The sequence below is a fragment of the Mesorhizobium sp. KACC 23794 genome, assembly GCF_052180275.1.
GTDB lineage: Bacteria > Pseudomonadota > Alphaproteobacteria > Rhizobiales > Rhizobiaceae > Kumtagia.
This window is the reverse complement of the sequence record NZ_CP197465.1, coordinates 128,030-145,312: the sequence shown is the minus strand read 5'-3', so window position 1 is coordinate 145,312 and position 17,283 is coordinate 128,030. Positions and strand designations below refer to the sequence as shown.

General features: G+C 64.5%; 11 protein-coding genes and 1 pseudogene. All 12 read left to right on the top strand.

Going from position 1 to position 17,283, the window contains the following annotated elements; all coding sequences use genetic code 11:
• Positions 1–330: 330 nt before the first annotated feature.
• The 12 genes and pseudogenes from ACSBOB_RS00745 to ACSBOB_RS00690 all read left to right on the top strand — a co-directional run bounded on the left by ACSBOB_RS00745 (position 331) and on the right by ACSBOB_RS00690 (position 17,248).
• Positions 331–1,419 (top strand): glycosyltransferase family 4 protein, encoded by a 1,089-nt coding sequence (locus tag ACSBOB_RS00745; protein WP_442580566.1) that lies wholly within the window; start codon positions 331–333, stop codon positions 1,417–1,419.
• Entirely contained in the window at positions 1,416–3,614 is a 2,199-nt protein-coding gene (locus ACSBOB_RS00740) for an amylo-alpha-1,6-glucosidase (protein ID WP_442580565.1), read from the top strand. The genes ACSBOB_RS00745 and ACSBOB_RS00740 overlap by 4 nt, the downstream gene beginning before the upstream one ends.
• An 89-nt stretch (positions 3,615–3,703) precedes the next feature.
• A complete protein-coding gene (locus ACSBOB_RS00735; protein WP_442580564.1) occupies positions 3,704–4,450 on the top strand; it encodes a hypothetical protein in 747 nt (248 codons plus the stop codon).
• Positions 4,447–5,004 carry a PIN domain-containing protein gene (locus ACSBOB_RS00730; RefSeq protein ID WP_442580563.1) on the top strand — a complete coding sequence of 186 codons (558 nt, stop codon included), beginning with the start codon at positions 4,447–4,449 and terminating at the stop codon, positions 5,002–5,004. Before ACSBOB_RS00735 ends, ACSBOB_RS00730 begins: the two co-directional genes overlap by 4 nt.
• A 27-nt stretch (positions 5,005–5,031) precedes the next feature.
• Positions 5,032–5,280, top strand: coding sequence for a hypothetical protein (locus ACSBOB_RS00725; protein ID WP_442580562.1), 249 nt, complete (start codon positions 5,032–5,034; stop codon positions 5,278–5,280).
• A 12-nt stretch (positions 5,281–5,292) separates the two neighbouring features.
• Positions 5,293–7,050, top strand: coding sequence for an alpha,alpha-trehalose-phosphate synthase (UDP-forming) (locus ACSBOB_RS00720; protein WP_442580561.1), 1,758 nt, complete (start codon positions 5,293–5,295; stop codon positions 7,048–7,050).
• A complete protein-coding gene (gene otsB / locus ACSBOB_RS00715) occupies positions 7,047–7,835 on the top strand; it encodes a trehalose-phosphatase (protein WP_442580560.1) in 789 nt (262 codons plus the stop codon). The genes ACSBOB_RS00720 and otsB overlap by 4 nt, the downstream gene beginning before the upstream one ends.
• A gap of 325 nt (positions 7,836–8,160) precedes the next feature.
• Positions 8,161–8,991 carry a cellulose biosynthesis protein BcsN gene (gene bcsN, locus ACSBOB_RS00710; RefSeq protein WP_442580559.1) on the top strand — a complete coding sequence of 277 codons (831 nt, stop codon included), beginning with the start codon at positions 8,161–8,163 and terminating at the stop codon, positions 8,989–8,991.
• A gap of 217 nt (positions 8,992–9,208) precedes the next feature.
• Positions 9,209–11,374: pseudogene (bcsA, locus tag ACSBOB_RS00705) on the top strand (UDP-forming cellulose synthase catalytic subunit); the annotation flags it as partial.
• 122 nt (positions 11,375–11,496) lie between these two features.
• Positions 11,497–13,959 (top strand): cellulose biosynthesis cyclic di-GMP-binding regulatory protein BcsB, encoded by a 2,463-nt coding sequence (locus tag ACSBOB_RS00700; protein WP_442580558.1) that lies wholly within the window; start codon positions 11,497–11,499, stop codon positions 13,957–13,959.
• Positions 13,956–15,008: a glycosyl hydrolase family 8 gene (locus ACSBOB_RS00695; protein ID WP_442580557.1), complete on the top strand. Its 1,053-nt coding sequence runs from the start codon at positions 13,956–13,958 to the stop codon at positions 15,006–15,008. Before ACSBOB_RS00700 ends, ACSBOB_RS00695 begins: the two co-directional genes overlap by 4 nt.
• On the top strand, positions 15,005–17,248 hold the full coding sequence (locus ACSBOB_RS00690; RefSeq protein ID WP_442580556.1) for a cellulose synthase: 2,244 nt from the start codon (positions 15,005–15,007) through the stop codon (positions 17,246–17,248). The genes ACSBOB_RS00695 and ACSBOB_RS00690 overlap by 4 nt, the downstream gene beginning before the upstream one ends.
• The last annotated feature ends 35 nt before the right edge of the window (positions 17,249–17,283 follow it).

Here is a 17,283-nt window from a genome sequence, read left to right as displayed (position 1 = left end):
ATCGCAAGAGAAAATCCCGGTTTCCCGCCTTTTCCCGGACAATCCCGGCTAATCCCGGACAATGGTTCGGTGGAGCTTGGCTCCACCAAATTTCTCAAAGATAGCGAAATATCAGGTCCTTGAGAGGCATGGCGCTCGCAAGGGCTTTCGAGAGCTTCTTCGATTACCTTGCCGCACTCCGCGATGGGCGGATTGGCCGGACCACACCATGCAGGACGGCATCGCGGTCGTGCGAATTCGTCGGGAACCTCCCGCCGCCTTTTGGGTTCAGACTGCTGCGAGCTTGATTCCGCCAGCGTATCGCCTTGACCGAAAGCGACCTGCCGACCAATGCGAATTGCCCAGATTGCGCCTCTCCACGAACCCGTGCCGCCGCCCTTGTACGGCGGGACCGAACGAATCGTCTCCAGCCTAACCGAGGAATTGGTGGCGCGCGGCCATGAGGTGACGCTGTTCGCCAGCGGTGAATCCAGGACAAGTGCGAAGCTGGCCGCGGGTCGTGAACGGTCGCTGCGGCTTGATCCCGCACCGCTGAAGTCGGAGATCGCGGCGCATCTTTCGATGCTGGACGAAGTGCGGAGGCGCGCCGGCGAGTTCGACGTCCTGCATTTCCATCTGAGCCATTTCCAGCATTTCCCCTTCTTCGAGCACATTCGGGAAAAGACGGTGACGACGCCGCATGGCCGGCTCGACTATGTCGACCTGCCGGGAGCCTATCGGCGCTGGCCCGGCTTTCCGATGATCTCGATCTCGATGCGCCAGCGAAAGCCGCTGCCGGAAGCCAACTGGGTCGGCAACGTCTATCATGGCCTGCCTCTCGACCATTACCGCATGCCGGAGGCCAGGGAGCGCGGCGAAAAACCCTACCTCGCCTTCCTCGGCCGGCTGTCGCGCGACAAGCGGCCGGACCGCGCCATCGAGATCGCACGGCGGAGCGGGATGCAATTGCGGATCGCAGCGAAGATCGGCGCCGGCGACAGGGCCTACTTCCATGACGAGATCGAGCCGCTGATCGACGGCGAGAGGGTGGTCTATCTGGGTGAGGTTGGCGAGGAAGCCAAGGCTGAATTCCTGCACAGAGCAGCGGCGCTGCTTTTCCCCATCGACTGGCCTGAGCCGTTCGGGCTTGTCGTCATCGAGGCAATGGCGTTCGGCACACCGGTGATCGCCTGGCGCGAGGGTGCGATGCCGGAGATCGTCGATGAGGGCGTGACCGGCTTTGTCGTCGATTCCATCGACGCCGCCGTCGAGCGCGTGGGGCTGCTCGGCGATCTCGACCGAGCAAAGATCCGGCGGACCCTGGAGACCCGGTTCTCGGTGCCGCGCATGGTCGACGATTACGAGGCGATCTATGAAGCGAGGACGGCGGTGCCGGATACCCATCCGACGCTCCGCGCCGTTGCGGGAGACGCGGCATGAACGAGCATGCGCCGGGCATGCCGCCGGCTGCACCGTCCTTGGACGAGCGGCGTCTCGATCCGGCGGTGGCGCTGTCGTCGATCGACGAATCCGCGCCGCGCGAGCCGCATCGCCAGTTCGCGCTGAAACACGAGGACTGCTTCATCGTCTCCGACGCCTATGGCGACATACGCGGGACGGGTGACGGCCTGTTCCGCGATGACACCCGCGTGCTCTCGCATTTCCGGCTGCTTGTCGGCGATCGCACGCCGTCGCTGCTCGGCGCGTCGCTGTCGCAGGACAACATATTGTTCACCGCCAACCTCACCAATCTGCCGCTGAAGCTGACGGATGGTCCGGAACTGCGGCAAGGCGTCTTGCATATCGAGCGTACGCGCTTCCTGTGGCGGGAGCGCATGTATGAGCGGCTGGCATTGTCCAATTATTCGGGTCGGCCGGTGCGCATCCCGCTCAGCCTGGATGTCGATGTCGATTTCCGCGACATGTTCGAGGTGCGCGGCTCGACGCGCAGCCGGCGGGGACGCTCCTATGATGCCGAGGCGGTGCCGGACGCCATCACCTTCCGTTACGACGGGCTGGATGATTTGGTCCGGCATTCGGTCGTCACCTTCTCGCGCCAGCCGAATTCGCTGCTGCGCGGACGCGCGGAGTTCCTTGTTCCGGTGGCTCACCGGGCGCAGGAGGTGATCTACATCGAAGTCGGCGCGGAACATGAAGTCCCCGACCGAGAGCGCTTCAGGGCGGCGGCCGCCCGTGCCCGCTGGGCGATGCGGACCAAGCGGCGTCTGGGCGCCACGGTCCACAGTTCGGGGCGCGTCTTCAACGACTGGCTGACGCGCACGCGCGCCGACATAGCCTTGCTCACCACCGATCTCGCCACCGGCCCCTATCCCTATGCCGGCATACCCTGGTTCTCGACCGCCTTCGGACGCGACGGCGTCATTTCGGCCCTGCAGATGCTCTGGCTCAACCCCGGCCTGGCGCGGGGCGTGCTCGCCTTCCTCGCCAGCCATCAGGCGACCGAGACCTCGCCCTTCAGCGATTCAGAGCCTGGCAAGATCATGCACGAGACCCGCAAGGGCGAAATGGCGGTGCTGCGCGAATTGCCTTTCGCCCGCTATTACGGCGGCGTCGACACCACCCCGCTCTACATCTACCTCGCCGCGTCCTATGCGGAACGCACCGGCGACCTGGCCTTCGTCGACAGCATGTGGCCATCGCTTCGGGCCGCCGCCTGCTGGATCGAGGCGGCGTGCGCCCGCAATGCCGACGGTTTTCTCACCTACAAGCGGGCCGCCGAGTCCGGCCTGTCCAACCAGGGCTGGAAGGACAGCGCCGACGCGATTTTTCATGCCGATGGCCGTATCCCGCCCGGCCCGATCGCGCTGGTGGAGGTGCAGGGTTATGTGTTCGCCGCCTTCCAGGGGCTGGCGGGGCTTGCGACCCTGCGTGGCGAGGAGGAGCGCGCCGCTCATTGGCAGGGGCTGGCTGAAAAAATGCGCGCCGCGGTCGAGGACCGGTTCTGGATGGAGGAGCACGGGCATTATGCGCTGGCCATCGACGGCGACGGACTGCCTTGCCAGGTGAAGGCCTCGAATGCCGGCCATCTTCTCTACGTCGGCCTGCCGTCGCGCGAACGGGCATCGCGGCTTTCCGAGCAACTGCTGTCGGGCGCCCTCTATACGGGCTGGGGAATCCGCACACTCGCGGACACGGAACTGCCGTTCAATCCCATGTCCTACCACAACGGCTCGATCTGGCCGCATGACACGGCGATCTGCGCCTCGGGACTGGCGCGCTACGGCGACCGTGACAATGTCGTCAAGCTGATGAGCGGCACCTTCGAGGCGGCCGTCAATTTCAGCATGCGCCTGCCCGAACTGTTCTGCGGCTTCGCCCGCTCGCCGGGCGAGGCGCCGGTCGCCTATCCCGTCGCCTGCCTGCCACAGGCCTGGTCGGCGGGCTCGGCCTTCATGCTGCTGCAGGCCTGCCTCGGCCTCAAGGTCGACGGCTGGAAGGGCGAGATCGAGGTGACCAATCCGCGCCTGCCGATCGGCATCGACAATCTCGCGATCCGCCACATCCGGGTGGGGGACGCAAGTGTCGACCTGGTCTTCGAACGTGTCCGCGACCGCGTCGTCTGCTACCTCGACCGCCGCCACGAGGGCATGGCGCCGCTGATCGTGAGGAGTTGAGGTCGGGGTTCGGCCTGTCGTACCGCGTTCTGCCCCTACCATCTGTCAACGCTTGCAAACTATGATATGGCTTCGGACTGGAGTTCGGAATGACCCGCTATACCTTTCGCATCACGGAGTCCTTCACGCCGACGACCATCCCAATGGCCCGGCTCGCCGAATATATGGCCGAATACGCGAAGCTTCTTGGAGAATCCAAGGGTGTCCATTTTGATCGCATCGTCGATCAATCCGTAGGTGTTGTGGCAGTGGTCGAGGACCCATGCGCTGTGCGCGTGCAAATTCGACTCCACGCAGTGGAGCGTGGTGATGGACCCGACGATGCCGCGCGCGCCATGAAGCGCCTGGACGACATGCTTGCGGCCGACAATGCAGTTGGAGAACTGCTGCATGAGGGTGACAGGATCATTGCTTTCCCCGGTCGGAATCGAGCGGTGCGGCAGTTCTTCGGGCCGTTCACGCAGGTGGGAGCGATCGAAGGCGAAGTAATCAGGATCGGCGGGCAGGACGACACGATACACGTCCACCTCCGTGATGGCGATCACGTCCATACGGCTTGTGTGACGACGCACGAGATCGGACGGCAACTCGGTCACTATCTGCTCGGACCAATCGTCAGGGTGCTTGGGGAGGGACGATGGGTCCGCTATCCCGATGGGCAATGGGAACTGCGACAATTTCGAATACGCGGGTTCGAAGTTCTGGGGGACGACGACCTGCCGACGTTGGTGTCTCGCCTGCGTGCCGTGCCCGGCAACAAATGGGACGAGGTTTCGAATCCGGTGGAAACAGTGCTCGACGAACGTGGCGGCAATGTTCGGAGCCAGCCTCATTGACTGCCGCGATCGACACATCGCTGTTGCTCTACATTCTCAACGAAAAAACGCCTGCGCCACTTGATTCCGCATCCGGGAAGCCGGTTGAACGCTGCGCCGAACGCGTTAATAAGCTTATCGCCGACCTTGCAAAGAAAAAGGAAAAACTGGTCGTCCCGACACCCGTTCTCGCCGAGGCGCTCGTGCGGGCCGGGGCATCCGCCCCAGACTATCTGACAATGTTGGAAACGAATCGTTCGATCCGGCTTGTCGACTTCAATGCCTTGGCAGCCGTCGAGGCGTCCGTGATGATCGCGGAAGTCTTCGGATCGGAGGAGAAACCGGTAGGCGGCGATGCCCGCGTGAAGATGAAGTTCGACATCATGATTGCCGCCATCGCTAAGGTGAACGGGGCCAAGGTGGTTTACTCGGATGATCCTGGTCTCACGAAACTAGGCAAGAGGTACGGCTTCGAAGTGATTGGCATTGCCCAATTGCCAGTGCCCATCAGCGAGACCCTTGACCTATTTGCAGGCATTGATAGCAACCCTGCCCAGCAGGAACCTGACGAATAGACACTGGCTCAACCTGCCAGCAGAAGTTTGATCGGCCCGTTCGTGGTGATGTGCTCGCCGTCCAGCGGCAAACTGGGTCACGATGATGGCTCCCCATTATCGATTGGTGGCTCTGCATTCGGTTCCGGCACCATGGAAGTAACGAAAAAGGTGGGAACATATTGCGCTGCGAAAAGTTATCCGTCCGCCGCCTGCCGAAAGATCGGTGCCGGCAGCGTCCCGCTGAAGGCGTTGTCTGGCGCTGATTGGCACCAAAAAGTGGCGATCAACGACTAGAACAAAGAGACGATGACGCCAGACAGTCTGTTTCCTGCCGCCCTCCACTGGACCATCCTTGCCTCAAGTCTGATCGTATCGCTGGTCGCGCTGGCCTGCTTGGTCGTGCTGTTGAAACGCGGCGCGCCAGTTCGCACCTTCGCCGCGTCCATGCCCGATGCTGCGCCGATTCTGCGCGAAGGCGACAAGAACGGACGTTCGCCGGACGAAGCTTTCATGCAGTGGTCACCCGATATGCTGCGGCAGATTCTGGCGAGCGAGCTGCCGAATACAGAACTGATCGTGGTGTCGAACCGCGAGCCCTATGTGCACGAACATGGCGCGGACGGCATCGAGCTGAAGGTGCCTGCAAGCGGTCTCGTCTCGGCGCTGGAGCCGATCACCCGCACTTGCGCCGGCACCTGGATCGCGCATGGCGGGGGCTCGGCCGACCGCGAGACCGCCGATCGCAACGATCATCTGATGGTGCCGCCCGACGCGCCCGCCTATACGCTGCGGCGGGTGTGGCTGAGCGAGGAGGAATACAAGGGTTATTACCTCGGCTTCGCCAATGAGGGTTTATGGCCGCTCTGCCACATCGCCTTCACCCGTCCGGTTTTCCGGGCGGCGGACTGGGAATGCTACCAGGCGGTGAACAGGAAGTTCGCCGATGCGGTGGTCCAGGAAGCAAAAACCAAGCGTCCGATCGTCCTCGTCCAGGACTACCACTTCGCCCTGCTGCCGCGGCTGATCCGCGAGCGGTTGCCGGAAGCGATCATCATAACCTTCTGGCATATTCCATGGCCGAATTCCGAGGTTTTCAGTGTCTGCCCCTGGCGCGAGCAAATCCTCGACGGACTGCTCGGCAGCTCGATCCTCGGCTTCCATATCCAGCTTCATTGCAACAATTTCGTCGAAAGCGTCGACCGTTTCCTCGAATCGCGCGTCGATCGGGAGGGCGCGGCCATCTCCTACGGCGGCCAGACGACCCTGGTGCATTCCTATCCGATCTCCATCGAATGGCCGGAGGAGAGGGTGCGCTCGGAGACCGTTGCGGAGGCGCGAAAGCGTATCTTCGAGCGTTACGATCTTTCCCCGGACGTGAAGCTCGCCGTCGGGGTGGAGCGCCTCGACTATACCAAGGGCATTCTCGACCGCTTCCATGCGCTGGACGAATTCTTCCACCAGCACTCGGACTGGATCGGCCGGCTGGTCTTCCTTCAGATCGCAGCACCCAGCCGCGGCACGCTGCCTGCCTATCAGATGCTCTATCAGGAATGCATGGACCTCGTCGCCGAGATCAACGAGCGTTACGGCAGCGACGGCTATAAGCCCATCGTGCTGATCCCTGAGCATCACGACCAGGACGAACTGGCCGACCTTTTCCGCGCGGCGGATGTGTGCGTCGTCTCGAGCCTGCATGACGGCATGAACCTCGTCGCCAAGGAGTTCGTGGCGGCGCGCGACGACGAGGCCGGCGTTCTGGTTCTCAGCGCATTCGCCGGCGCATCGCGGGAGTTGCTGGAGGCGCTGATCGTCAATCCGTTCGACGCCAGCGGCATGGGCGAGGTGTTCTTCCAGGCGCTCACCATGCCGCTCGAAGAGCAGGCGATGCGCATGCGCCGGCTGCGCGAGGTGGTGCGTAGCAACAATGTTTATCGCTGGGCCGGCAGCATGCTGATGGATGCGGCGCGGCTGCGGCAACGGGAACAGTTTCGCGACCTCGGAACGCCTTCCGCTCCGCGAGTCGCCCGACCGACCGAGGACAATGTCGTGAGGCTCAGCGCATGAGCGCCGCGATGACGCCTCCCATGCCCGACAGCCCGTTCGCGCTGTTCCTGGACATCGACGGAACCTTGATCGAGCACCAGGCGCATCCGGAAGGCATCGCGGTGGACGATGCGCTGCGCACCCTGCTGGTGTCTGCCGGGGACGCAGCGGGTGGCGCGCTGGCCTTCGTGACGGGGCGGTCGGTGGCGATGGTCGACCGCATTTTTTCGCCGATGGCGATCCCGACCGCCGGACTCTACGGGCTGGAGCATCGGCTTCAGGCTGGCGGCGAGATCGAGGCGGCCGACGAGCCGGCGGATGTCGCAGCCGTCGCCGAGGCGATGCAGCGCGAGTTCGAGCACGTGGACGGCGTCTATTTCGAGAGGAAAGGGCCGGTGCTTGCCGTCCATACACGCGCTGCGCCGCAGGCTTTCGATGCGGTGAAGGCGTCCGCCGAGGCGGCGCTGGCGCGGCTGCCTGTGGGCTACCGTATCGTCGCGGGCAATGCCGGACTGGAGTTCCTGCCTACAGGCGCGCTGAAGAGCGCGGCGATCGGCCGCTTGCTCGAGATCGAGCCGTTCAGGGGGCGCTTGCCGGTGTTCATCGGCGACGACGTCCCAGACGAGAGCGGATTTGCCTTCGTCAATGAGGCAGGCGGCGTGTCGATCCGTGTCAGGCCGCACGGCGAGACCGATGCCCGCTATGCGCTGCCCGACGTCGCCGCGGTGCGCGAATGGCTCGCGCGCGTCAGCCTATGCAGCCATCGCAACCGTCCGTTCGAGGCTGCGCCGGCAGCGGGCGATTGACCGCTTGCCGGATGGACGGTGGCCGGATTCAACGAAGATGCAGGACACCGTTGGCCGGCCGGCCAGGCTTTTTTCCTGGTCGGCAGAAGGCGTATCGCTAGGATGACCGTCCAAAACCTCGGATACGAATGTATCTTGCCTTGGTTCAAGTGCGGCTGACAGTGCTTTCGTCCTCGTGGCGCGCCTGTTTCGCTTTTTCCTTCATCGAATCAAGCGAATCTCATATGCATCGCATATGATTCGTCATCGTCGGGCTGGCCGAGGCAGCGCTGATACTGTTCCGAGCATCAGGTTCTTCGCGAGCGCCGGTGCGGCGGCAATATTTATGGTCGGCCTTGCGGCTTGTTCGCAAGGCGCTTCGGTCCACACCTCTTCCGTTCAGCACAGCGTTCCGGTGGAAACGGCCTATGTCCTTCCGCCTCCCGGCAGCCTGTCGATCATCCATGTGCTGGAACGCGGATACTCCAACGGCATCGAACAGGAGATTTCGCTGGCGACGGATTCGTCGGTCGTCGGCCAGAACTATTTCCGGGTGAGGCTTCTCGGAACGCTCGACCCCAAGGACGCCGGCAATGGATCGCTCTCGTCCCGATCGCTTGCCATGATGAACATCGGGTCGGAGATGCGGTCGGCGTTTCGTGGAGTGCGGATGTCGAAGTCACCCTATTTCGTCCAGAACCGCTACGGTCCGTTTGGATACGCGGTCGGCCGGTCGGGTGGCGATCTCTGCATATACGGGTGGCAGAATCTGAGATCCCGCCCCGCGCTGATCGGGGGCAAGGGTTCCATCGATGTCAGGCTGCGGTTGTGCAGAACCGGCGCGACGGAACGCGAACTGCTCGCCATGATGTACGGCTATACGGTGAACGCCTACCTCAACGATTCCAACTGGAATCCCTACGGCAGTCCTCCGCCCGTTCCGGAAACGCTGGGTGCGGCGGGTCCGGACGTCTATCCCGTCGGCAACGACCAGTTCCAGACGGTGATCCCTGAGCGCGCGGCCGCTCCGCGACCTGCACGGCGTATCCAACGACAGGAGCAGCCTGCCGCGCCCCCGGTCGTCGAAGAGCCGCCGATCGGTCCAGCGGTGCCACCGCCGCCTGTTTTGGACGCGCCTGGGGTGCCTGCTCCGGCTGTTCCGCCGCCCGTTCAATAACCTCGTTCATTCCACAAACCTTGCAGGCATGCCGGCGTTTTGCTGCGCGGTAACACTTCGTTAACCGAGGGTTACCTTTAGTTGCAGGAAGCGCGACTGAGCGACGATTCGAATCGTTCCTTCGACGCGAAGACCGTCGACTGCGAGGGGCAGCAGACAGCAACAGGTCGGAAGAGTCAGGACTTCCGGCTGTTCGACTTCGATATGGGATCGAGGAATGCGAAAGCTGGCTGTTATCCTATTGTGGGCTGTCGCCGCGTTCGGCGTGCTGGCGCTCATAACGCTGCCGATCAGCCTCAGCACGCAACTCGTCGCCAGTTTTTCCGTCGTCGTCCTGATGATGGTCCTGAAGATGGTGCGGCCGGAGGGCATCTTCCGGCTGATCGCGCTGTCTTTCGGCACCGCGATCGTCATGCGCTACGTCTATTGGCGCACCACAAGCACCTTGCCGCCGATCAACCAGCCGGAGGATTTCATCCCCGGCTTCCTGCTCTACTGCGCTGAGATGTACAGCGTCATGATGCTGGCGCTCAGCCTGTTCGTCGTGGCGGCGCCGCTGCCGCCGCGCCCGTCGCGCGCGTCGCGCTTCGGCGAGATGAACTATATCCCGACGGTCGACGTCTTCATCCCGACCTATAACGAGGATGCCGAACTGCTCGCCAACACGATGGCGGCGGCCAAGGCCCTGGACTATCCCGCGGCCAAGCTGAATGTCTGGCTGCTCGACGACGGCGGCACAGTGCAGAAGCGCAATGCCGCGAATGTCGGCAGCGCCCGCGCCGCCGAGTTGCGCCACACCGAACTCAAGGCGTTGTGCCGCGAACTGGACGTCCACTATCTCACGCGCGAACGGAACGAACACGCGAAGGCCGGCAATCTCAACAACGGTCTTGCCCACTCCAGCGGCGAGTTGATCGTCGTGTTCGACGCCGACCACGCTCCTGCCCGGGACTTCCTCAAGGAGACGGTCGAGTATTTCGGCGAGGATCCGAAGCTCTTCCTGGTGCAGACGCCGCACTTTTTCCTCAACCCGGATCCGCTGGAGCGCAACCTCCGGACCTTCGAGAAGATGCCGTCCGAGAACGAGATGTTCTATGGCGTCATCCAGCGCGGGCTGGACAAATGGAATGCGGCGTTCTTCTGCGGCTCCGCCGCCGTGCTCAGCCGCAAGGCGCTGGATGCCTCGGGCGGCTTCAGCGGCGTCAGCATCACCGAAGACTGCGAGACGGCCGTGGCGCTGCACGCCCAGGGCTGGAACAGCATCTATGTCGACAAGCCGCTGATCGCAGGCCTGCAGCCGGCGACCTTCGCCAGCTTCATCGGCCAGCGCAGCCGCTGGGCGCAAGGCATGATGCAGATCCTGCGTTTCCGCTTCCCGCTGCTGAAGCGCGGGCTCAGCCTGCCGCAGCGGCTCTGCTACATGTCGTCGACGCTGTTCTGGCTGTTCCCGTTCCCGCGCGCCATCTTCCTCGTCGCGCCGTTGTGCTACCTCTTCCTCGACCTTGAGATATTCACGGCATCCGGCGGCGAATTCCTCGCCTACACGCTGAGCTACATGCTCGTGAACCTGATGATGCAGAACTATCTCTACGGCGCGTTCCGCTGGCCGTGGATTTCCGAGCTCTACGAATATGTGCAGACCGTCCACCTGCTGCCGGCTGTGGTGTCCGTGATCCTCCATCCGAGCAAGCCGACCTTCAAGGTGACGGCAAAGGACGAATCGATCTCCTACAGCCGTCTTTCCGAGATCGCGACGCCGTTCTTCGTCATCTTCGGTATCCTGGTCGTGGCCGTCGGCGTCACCGCCTTGAAAGCCTACTATCAGCCTTACAAGGTCGACGTCACGCTGGTGGTGGGCGGCTGGAACCTGCTCAATCTCGTGCTGGCCGGCGCCGCGCTGGGCGTCGTGTCGGAGCGTGGGCAGCGGGCCGCGACGCGCCGCGTCAAGGTCAGCCGCCGCTGCGAGTTCAAGATCGGCCGCTCGTGGATGCCGGCGACCATCGAGGACGTGTCGGTCCACGGAGTGCGGCTCCAAGTCTATGGACAACCGGCCACGCCGCCGATGGACGAGATCCTGACGGTGAGGTTCAAGACCCACTTCGATGGCAAGACCCATGAACTGCCGCTGACGATCCGCAATCGGGAAGGTGGCGGCGAGGCGACGTTCTTCGGCTGCCGCTACCAGCCGTCGACGACCATTCATCATCGCCTCATCGCCGATCTGATGTTCGCGAACTCGAACCAGTGGACGGAGTTCCAGCTGTCGCGCCGGGGCAATCCGGGGCTGTTGCGCGGAACCGTCTGGTTCTTCAGCCTGGCGTTCTTCCAGACCTATCGCGGGCTCGTCTACCTGTCGCGCAGCCTCTTCATGAATCGGCCGGCGCCGGCTCCCGTACCGGTCGCCCCTCCGCCGGCACCCGCCGCGGCGCGCAAGCCCGCTGCCGCGAAAGGCGCGGCGGCTTCGAAAGCCGCGGCGGCAAGCGCCGCCCCCGCCGGAGCAAAACCATGATACGCTCCGCCACCTGCCTGCTGCTCGGCTCGCTCCTCGCAACCGAAGCTTTCGCGCAAGCCGCTCCCTTCGACATGTCGCGGGAGCGCGAGGCCTATCCGCTGTCGCCCGGCGCCGCGGTCCAGACATCCCCTGCGGGCGCGCCAACAACGACACCCATGCAGCCGGCGCCGCCCGCCGCCACGCCGATTCCTCCGGCCCCATCCACTCCTCAGCAGACCGCGCCGACGCAGGCGGCCACGCCGGCCAGTGCGGATGGGATCAGCGTTGCGGCAACCCCTACGCCATCGGCTATGTCAGGTGGCGCGGAAACCCGCCGCTATCTCATTCCCTTCCGCGAGTTCATCCTCGAGGGCGAGACGCAGAGGCGCTCGTGGTCTGTGTTCCTCACGGCGGAGGAGGCCGCTTCCGCCCGCCAGATCCACTCCGCCTACCAGAACGCGGTCGTCGTCGCCCCGGAGCTTTCCAAGTTTCGCCTGCTGATCAACGACGTGGCGGTGTTCGACATGCCGGTCCAGTCCTCCGACCGGGTCGCGGATATTGTCGCGACCCTTCCCGCGGGGTTGCTGAGATCGGGCGCGAACACGATCGTCGTGGAATCGGTGATGCGCCACCGGACCGACTGCACCATACAGTCCACCTATGAACTCTGGACCGAAGTCGATCCCGGCCGCACCTTCCTGACGTTCGATCCCGCGACCTCGGTCAGCAAGCGGCGCGTCGACGATATCCAGGCCACCGGCGTCGACCAGAACGGCAAGACCCGCTTCGCCATCATCGCGCCCGGCCTGGATTCCACTGTCGCCAACGTGCCGATTGTCCGTCTGGCGGAAGGGCTGGCTTTGTCCGCCAACATGCCGAACCTCGATATCAGCGTCTATCGGACCGCCCAGCAGCCGGTTGGGGCCGGAGGCCTGACGGTCGTGGTCGGCACCGCCCAGGAACTCGCCGGCGTGCTCGACAAGGTGCCGGACGCCGTATCGACGTCGGCCTTCGTCGGCTTCGTCGATGACGCCGCCACCGGGCCGTCCACGCTGGTCGTCGGTGGACCGACCTGGACGGTGATCGAATCGGCCGTCGAAAGCATCGTCAATCCGGTCGACCGGCCGGCAACCAGCCTGCGCGCGGTCATCTCGACAAAGAACTGGCGCCTGCCCGACGCACCGCTCTACCGCGAAGGCGCCTCCGCGAGCTTTGCCGATCTCGGCGTACCCACGCAGGAGTTCGCAGGGCGGCGGCTGCGCACCGAATTCGCGTTCGGCATCCCTTCGGATTTCTATGCCAATGACTACGGCGAGGCGACGCTGCTTCTGGACGCCGCCTTCTCGCCGGAAGTCCTGCCGGGAAGCCACATCGACGTCTATGTCAACGGCAACATCGCCTCCACGCTGCCCATAACGCAGTCGGGCGGTGGTATCCTGCGACAGCTCCCGATCAGCGTCACCATGCGCCATCTCAAGCCGGGCGCCAATCTGGTGCGGATCGAGGCGATCCTGATGACCGAGAGCGATGCGATCTGCACGCCCGGAACGACGGCCTCCACCAATCCGCGTTTCGTCATCTTCGAGACCTCCCGCCTCGAAGTGCCGAATTTTGCCCGTATTGCGCGCAGCCCCGACCTGGCGGCGCTTGCCGGAACGGGGTTCCCCTACAATCGCGCGACCGAACCCGTCCCGTTGATCGTGGAACGCAACGAGCCGGGGGCTCTCTCGGCGGCGGCGGCGATGCTCGCGCGCATGTCGGTGGCGGCCGGGCGCGCCTTGCGCGTCGACGGCAGTCTTTCTCCTGCGATGGTGACAGGCAGAAACGCCATATTCGTCAGTTCCATCGCCAATACGCCTGCGGAGATTCTTCGCCATTTCGGCATATCGCCGAACAGCCAGTCCGAGTGGGCGCAAACCAGCCGGCCGGCCGCCGAGACGGCGCCGGCGGCAGATACCACCGCGACGTTTGATCGTTGGCGGCAACAGCTTTCGGGAAGCGGCTGGCGCGGCAGGGTCAGTTCGCTCGAAGATTGGCTGGCGCGTAATTTCGACTTCACGATCGGATCTCTCATCAAGACCTCCGATCCGACCGATTACATGCCGAAGCAGGGCGCCTCGATCATGGTCGCGCAGCAGGAGAGCATCGGCGTGGGTGGAACCTGGACCCTGGTCACGGCGCCTTCGGCCCAGCAGCTTGACAGCGGCATGCAGGCGCTCGGCAAATTCGACAACTGGAACAAAATCGGCGGGCATATCACGACAATCGACGGTCAGTCCGACGGCATAACCGTCGTGCCGGTGGCAACCTTCCGTTTCATTCCCACCCAGCCCGCATCGATCGCCAACTATCGGCTGATCGCCGCGAACTGGCTTTCCTCCAATGTGCTGGCCTTCGCCGGATGGCTGGTCGGGCTCTGCACTTTCCTCGGCCTCGTGACCGCCGGCCTGCTGTCGATCCTCGGGCGGCGGGCATGAAGTGGCTGCTTGTCCTTGCGGTAATGTCGACGCTGCTGAGCGGCCCTGGTCCGGTGGCCGCCCAGCCGTCCGCGTCACGTCCCTCCGTTCAGGCCGCCGACTGGGATGCTTACAAGCAGAAGTTCCTGGAGAGCACGGGGCGGATAATCGATGACGCAAACGGCAATATCAGCCATTCCGAGGGGCAGGGCTACGGGCTGCTGCTTGCGGTCCTGGCTGGCAGCCGGCCCGATTTCGATCTCATCTGGTCGTTCACGCGAGACGAATTGCTGTTGCGCAATGACGGGCTTGCGGCATGGAAATGGGATCCGTCGACCGCGCCGCATGTGACCGATCCCAACAACGCTACCGACGGCGACCTGCTGATCGCGTATTCGCTGGCGCTCGCCGCGCAGGAATGGCAGGCACCCGAACTGGCTGCGACAGCGGCCCATATGGCCGACACCATCGCGCGGACCGGCGTCGTAGAAAACCAGGACCGGCTGATCATCCTGCCCGCCGGAACCGGTTTCACTGCCGAGGACCGGCCCGATGGCCCGGTCGTCAATCCGTCCTACTGGATATACGAGACTTTTCCGGTGCTTGCCGCGCTCGCCCCCAACCCCGTGTGGAACGGGCTCCGCGAAGACGGCCTGGCCATCTTGAAGCAGGCTTCGAGCGGGCCGAGAGCCCTGCCGCCGGACTGGGTGTCGCTGCGGACGATGCCGAAGCCGGCAAAAGGTTTTGAGCCGGAATTCGGCTACAATGCCGTACGCATACCCCTCTACCTGGTTCGCGCTGGCATCCGCGACCGTGAGTTGCTCGACCGCCTGGCGACCGGAATGTCGGTGGAAGGTGCTGTAGCGACCTTCGATGTCGAGACCGGCGAACCGCGTGACAAGCTGACGGACCCAGGCTACCGGATCATCCCGGCGCTGGTCGACTGCGTGCTGGACAAGAAGCCGGTACCGGCGGATCTCAGGATATTCACGCCGACCGTCTATTATCCCTCGACGCTTCAGCTCCTCGCTTTGTCCTATCTTGCCGAGCATCCGGAGGAATGCCCATGAAGATGGCTTCCATCGTCTGGCTGGCGGCGGGTGCCGCGGTGGTGGGTTATTTCGGCCTGCGGGACAACAGTTCCGTCGAGGGTCTTTTCGACACCCGCAATCGCAGCGAAACACCTCGACTATCCGATCTCGGCCCCCAGAGCACTCCTCCAGCCGGCATTGCGACCACGCGGGCGGCGGCTGATGCGGTCGCGCCCCGGGCCCCGGCCCCGGCCCCTCCGGCCGGGCCGGCAGCCGCGCAGGCGCCGGTCGTGCCGGCCCGTGCCGACATGCCTTCGACGCAGGTTCCGTCTGTCGATGAAACGGCGCTTCGCTATTTTGCGCGGCGAGGCGACAGCAAGCGGCTTGAAGCCGAGATCGCACGGCTGCGCACGCTTTATCCCGACTGGACGCCGCCTTCCGATCCCTCCGCCGTCCTGCCGCAAGGCGACGTGAAGCTCGACGACATGTGGCAGCTCTATTCGGAAAACCGCTATGCGGAAGTCCGCAAGGCCATCGCCGATCGCATGGCCGCCGAGCCGGCCTGGCAGCCGCCGAGAGACCTGCTCGACCGCTTGAACATCGCCGAGTCGCGAGACCGGCTGGTCAACGCTTCCAACCTGAAGCAGTCCGACATGGTGATCCGGGTCGCCGCAAACACGCCGAGCCTCCTCACCTGCAGCGAGGTCGACGTCTTGTGGCGGGTGGCGGAGGCATTTGCGACGACAAACCGCGCCGGACGCGCCAAGGACGCCTATCTCTACATCCTCAAGAACTGCGCGGACCAGGCCGAACGTGTCGCTACGGTGGAAAAAGCGATCCCGCTGCTGCCGCGCGAGGCGGTCGAGGAGCTTCTGGCCACCGAACGGATCGGCCCCGACGGAAAGGGCGAGTTCGACAAGGCTCGCGTCGATCTCGCCCGTCGCAGCGTCGGGGCCGCTGGCCAGGACCCGAAAGTGACGGTGCCGGCGGGCGATGTGAGCGCCCTCGAGACTGTAGCCGACAAGGACGGGCTGCCCACGGATTCGACACTTCTCGGCTGGTATTATCTCGGCCGCGACAACCCGGCCCACGCCGAGAAATGGTTTCGCAAGGCGCGCGGCGTGAAGGACACCGCCGAGGTTTCGCAGGGCCTGGCGCTGGCGCTGGTCGGTCTCGGGCGACATGCCGACGCCGAGGATATCCTGTTCCCCTGGAACGACAGCAGCGACGAGGCCCGCAAGGTCTATCTCGCCGCGGTTGCTAATATGCTCGCCGGCGATCCCCCGGCGATGATCGATCCCGCCATTCTCCAGCGCATGGCGCCGGTCGTCGGCAAGGCACGGGATGCGGCGGCGGCGCAGCAGTTCGGGTGGTATGCCCGCGCCCTCAACCAGCACGCCACCGCAGGCCAGTGGTTCGCGGCGGCACTCGGATGGAAACCGGACGACGAGCCGTCGGCCTATGGCCTCGCCTTGACCCGCCTGCAGCTGCGCGACAATGCAGGCGTTGCCGAGCTCCAGCGCCTGTGGGCCGGGCGTTCCGAGCGAATCGCCATACTTGGGGAAACCCGCCGCGACCGGAAGCGGCAAGGTGCGCTGCCGGCGCCGCCTGTCGAAGCGGCGACCGCGGCGCCCATTTCAGCGGAGGGCGGCGCCCCCGTCGAGACGACGGAAGCGCCAGCAACCGTCATCGAGGCAATCGAGCGCGTCCAGCCGGCCAGGCAAGCCGCGTCCGGATCGGGCAAGGGCGCCCGCCTGCCGCAGGACCGGTCCTGCAAGTCGACACAGGCCTATTCCAATCTCGGCGGAGCGGCATCGCTTGCGCGGGGATGGTGCCTGATGGAGCTCAACCGGCCGCTCGAGGCCGCCAAGGCCTTCGAAAACGCGATCGAGAGAGGCAATGCGGCCGTCCAGAAGGAGGCGGCCTACGGGCAGAGCCTCGCCTATCTGCGCAAGGGCATGGCGAACGAAGCTGCCGTGGCGGCCACCAAGGCACCCCTGGACCGCCAAAGGGCGGTTCAGCTCGACGAGGCCCTTCTCAGCCGGCGCGCGTCGGATTTCTTCGACGCGGGCCGCTTCGCCGAGGCGATCCTGGCGCTCGACCAGCGCGCCCGCATCGCGCCGGAGCGGATCGATTTGATGGCCGTGAGGGGCTACGCCTATCTCGGCCTCAAGCGCAAGCAGGACGCACGCCGCGTCTTCCGGGCGATAGCGGCCACCGGCGACCGCGAGGGACTGCGCGGCCTTCAGGCCGTCGATCCGCCGAAGGACAACGAATAGCCGGAAAGGGTGCCGGTAGCCAGCGCCGTGAGCGA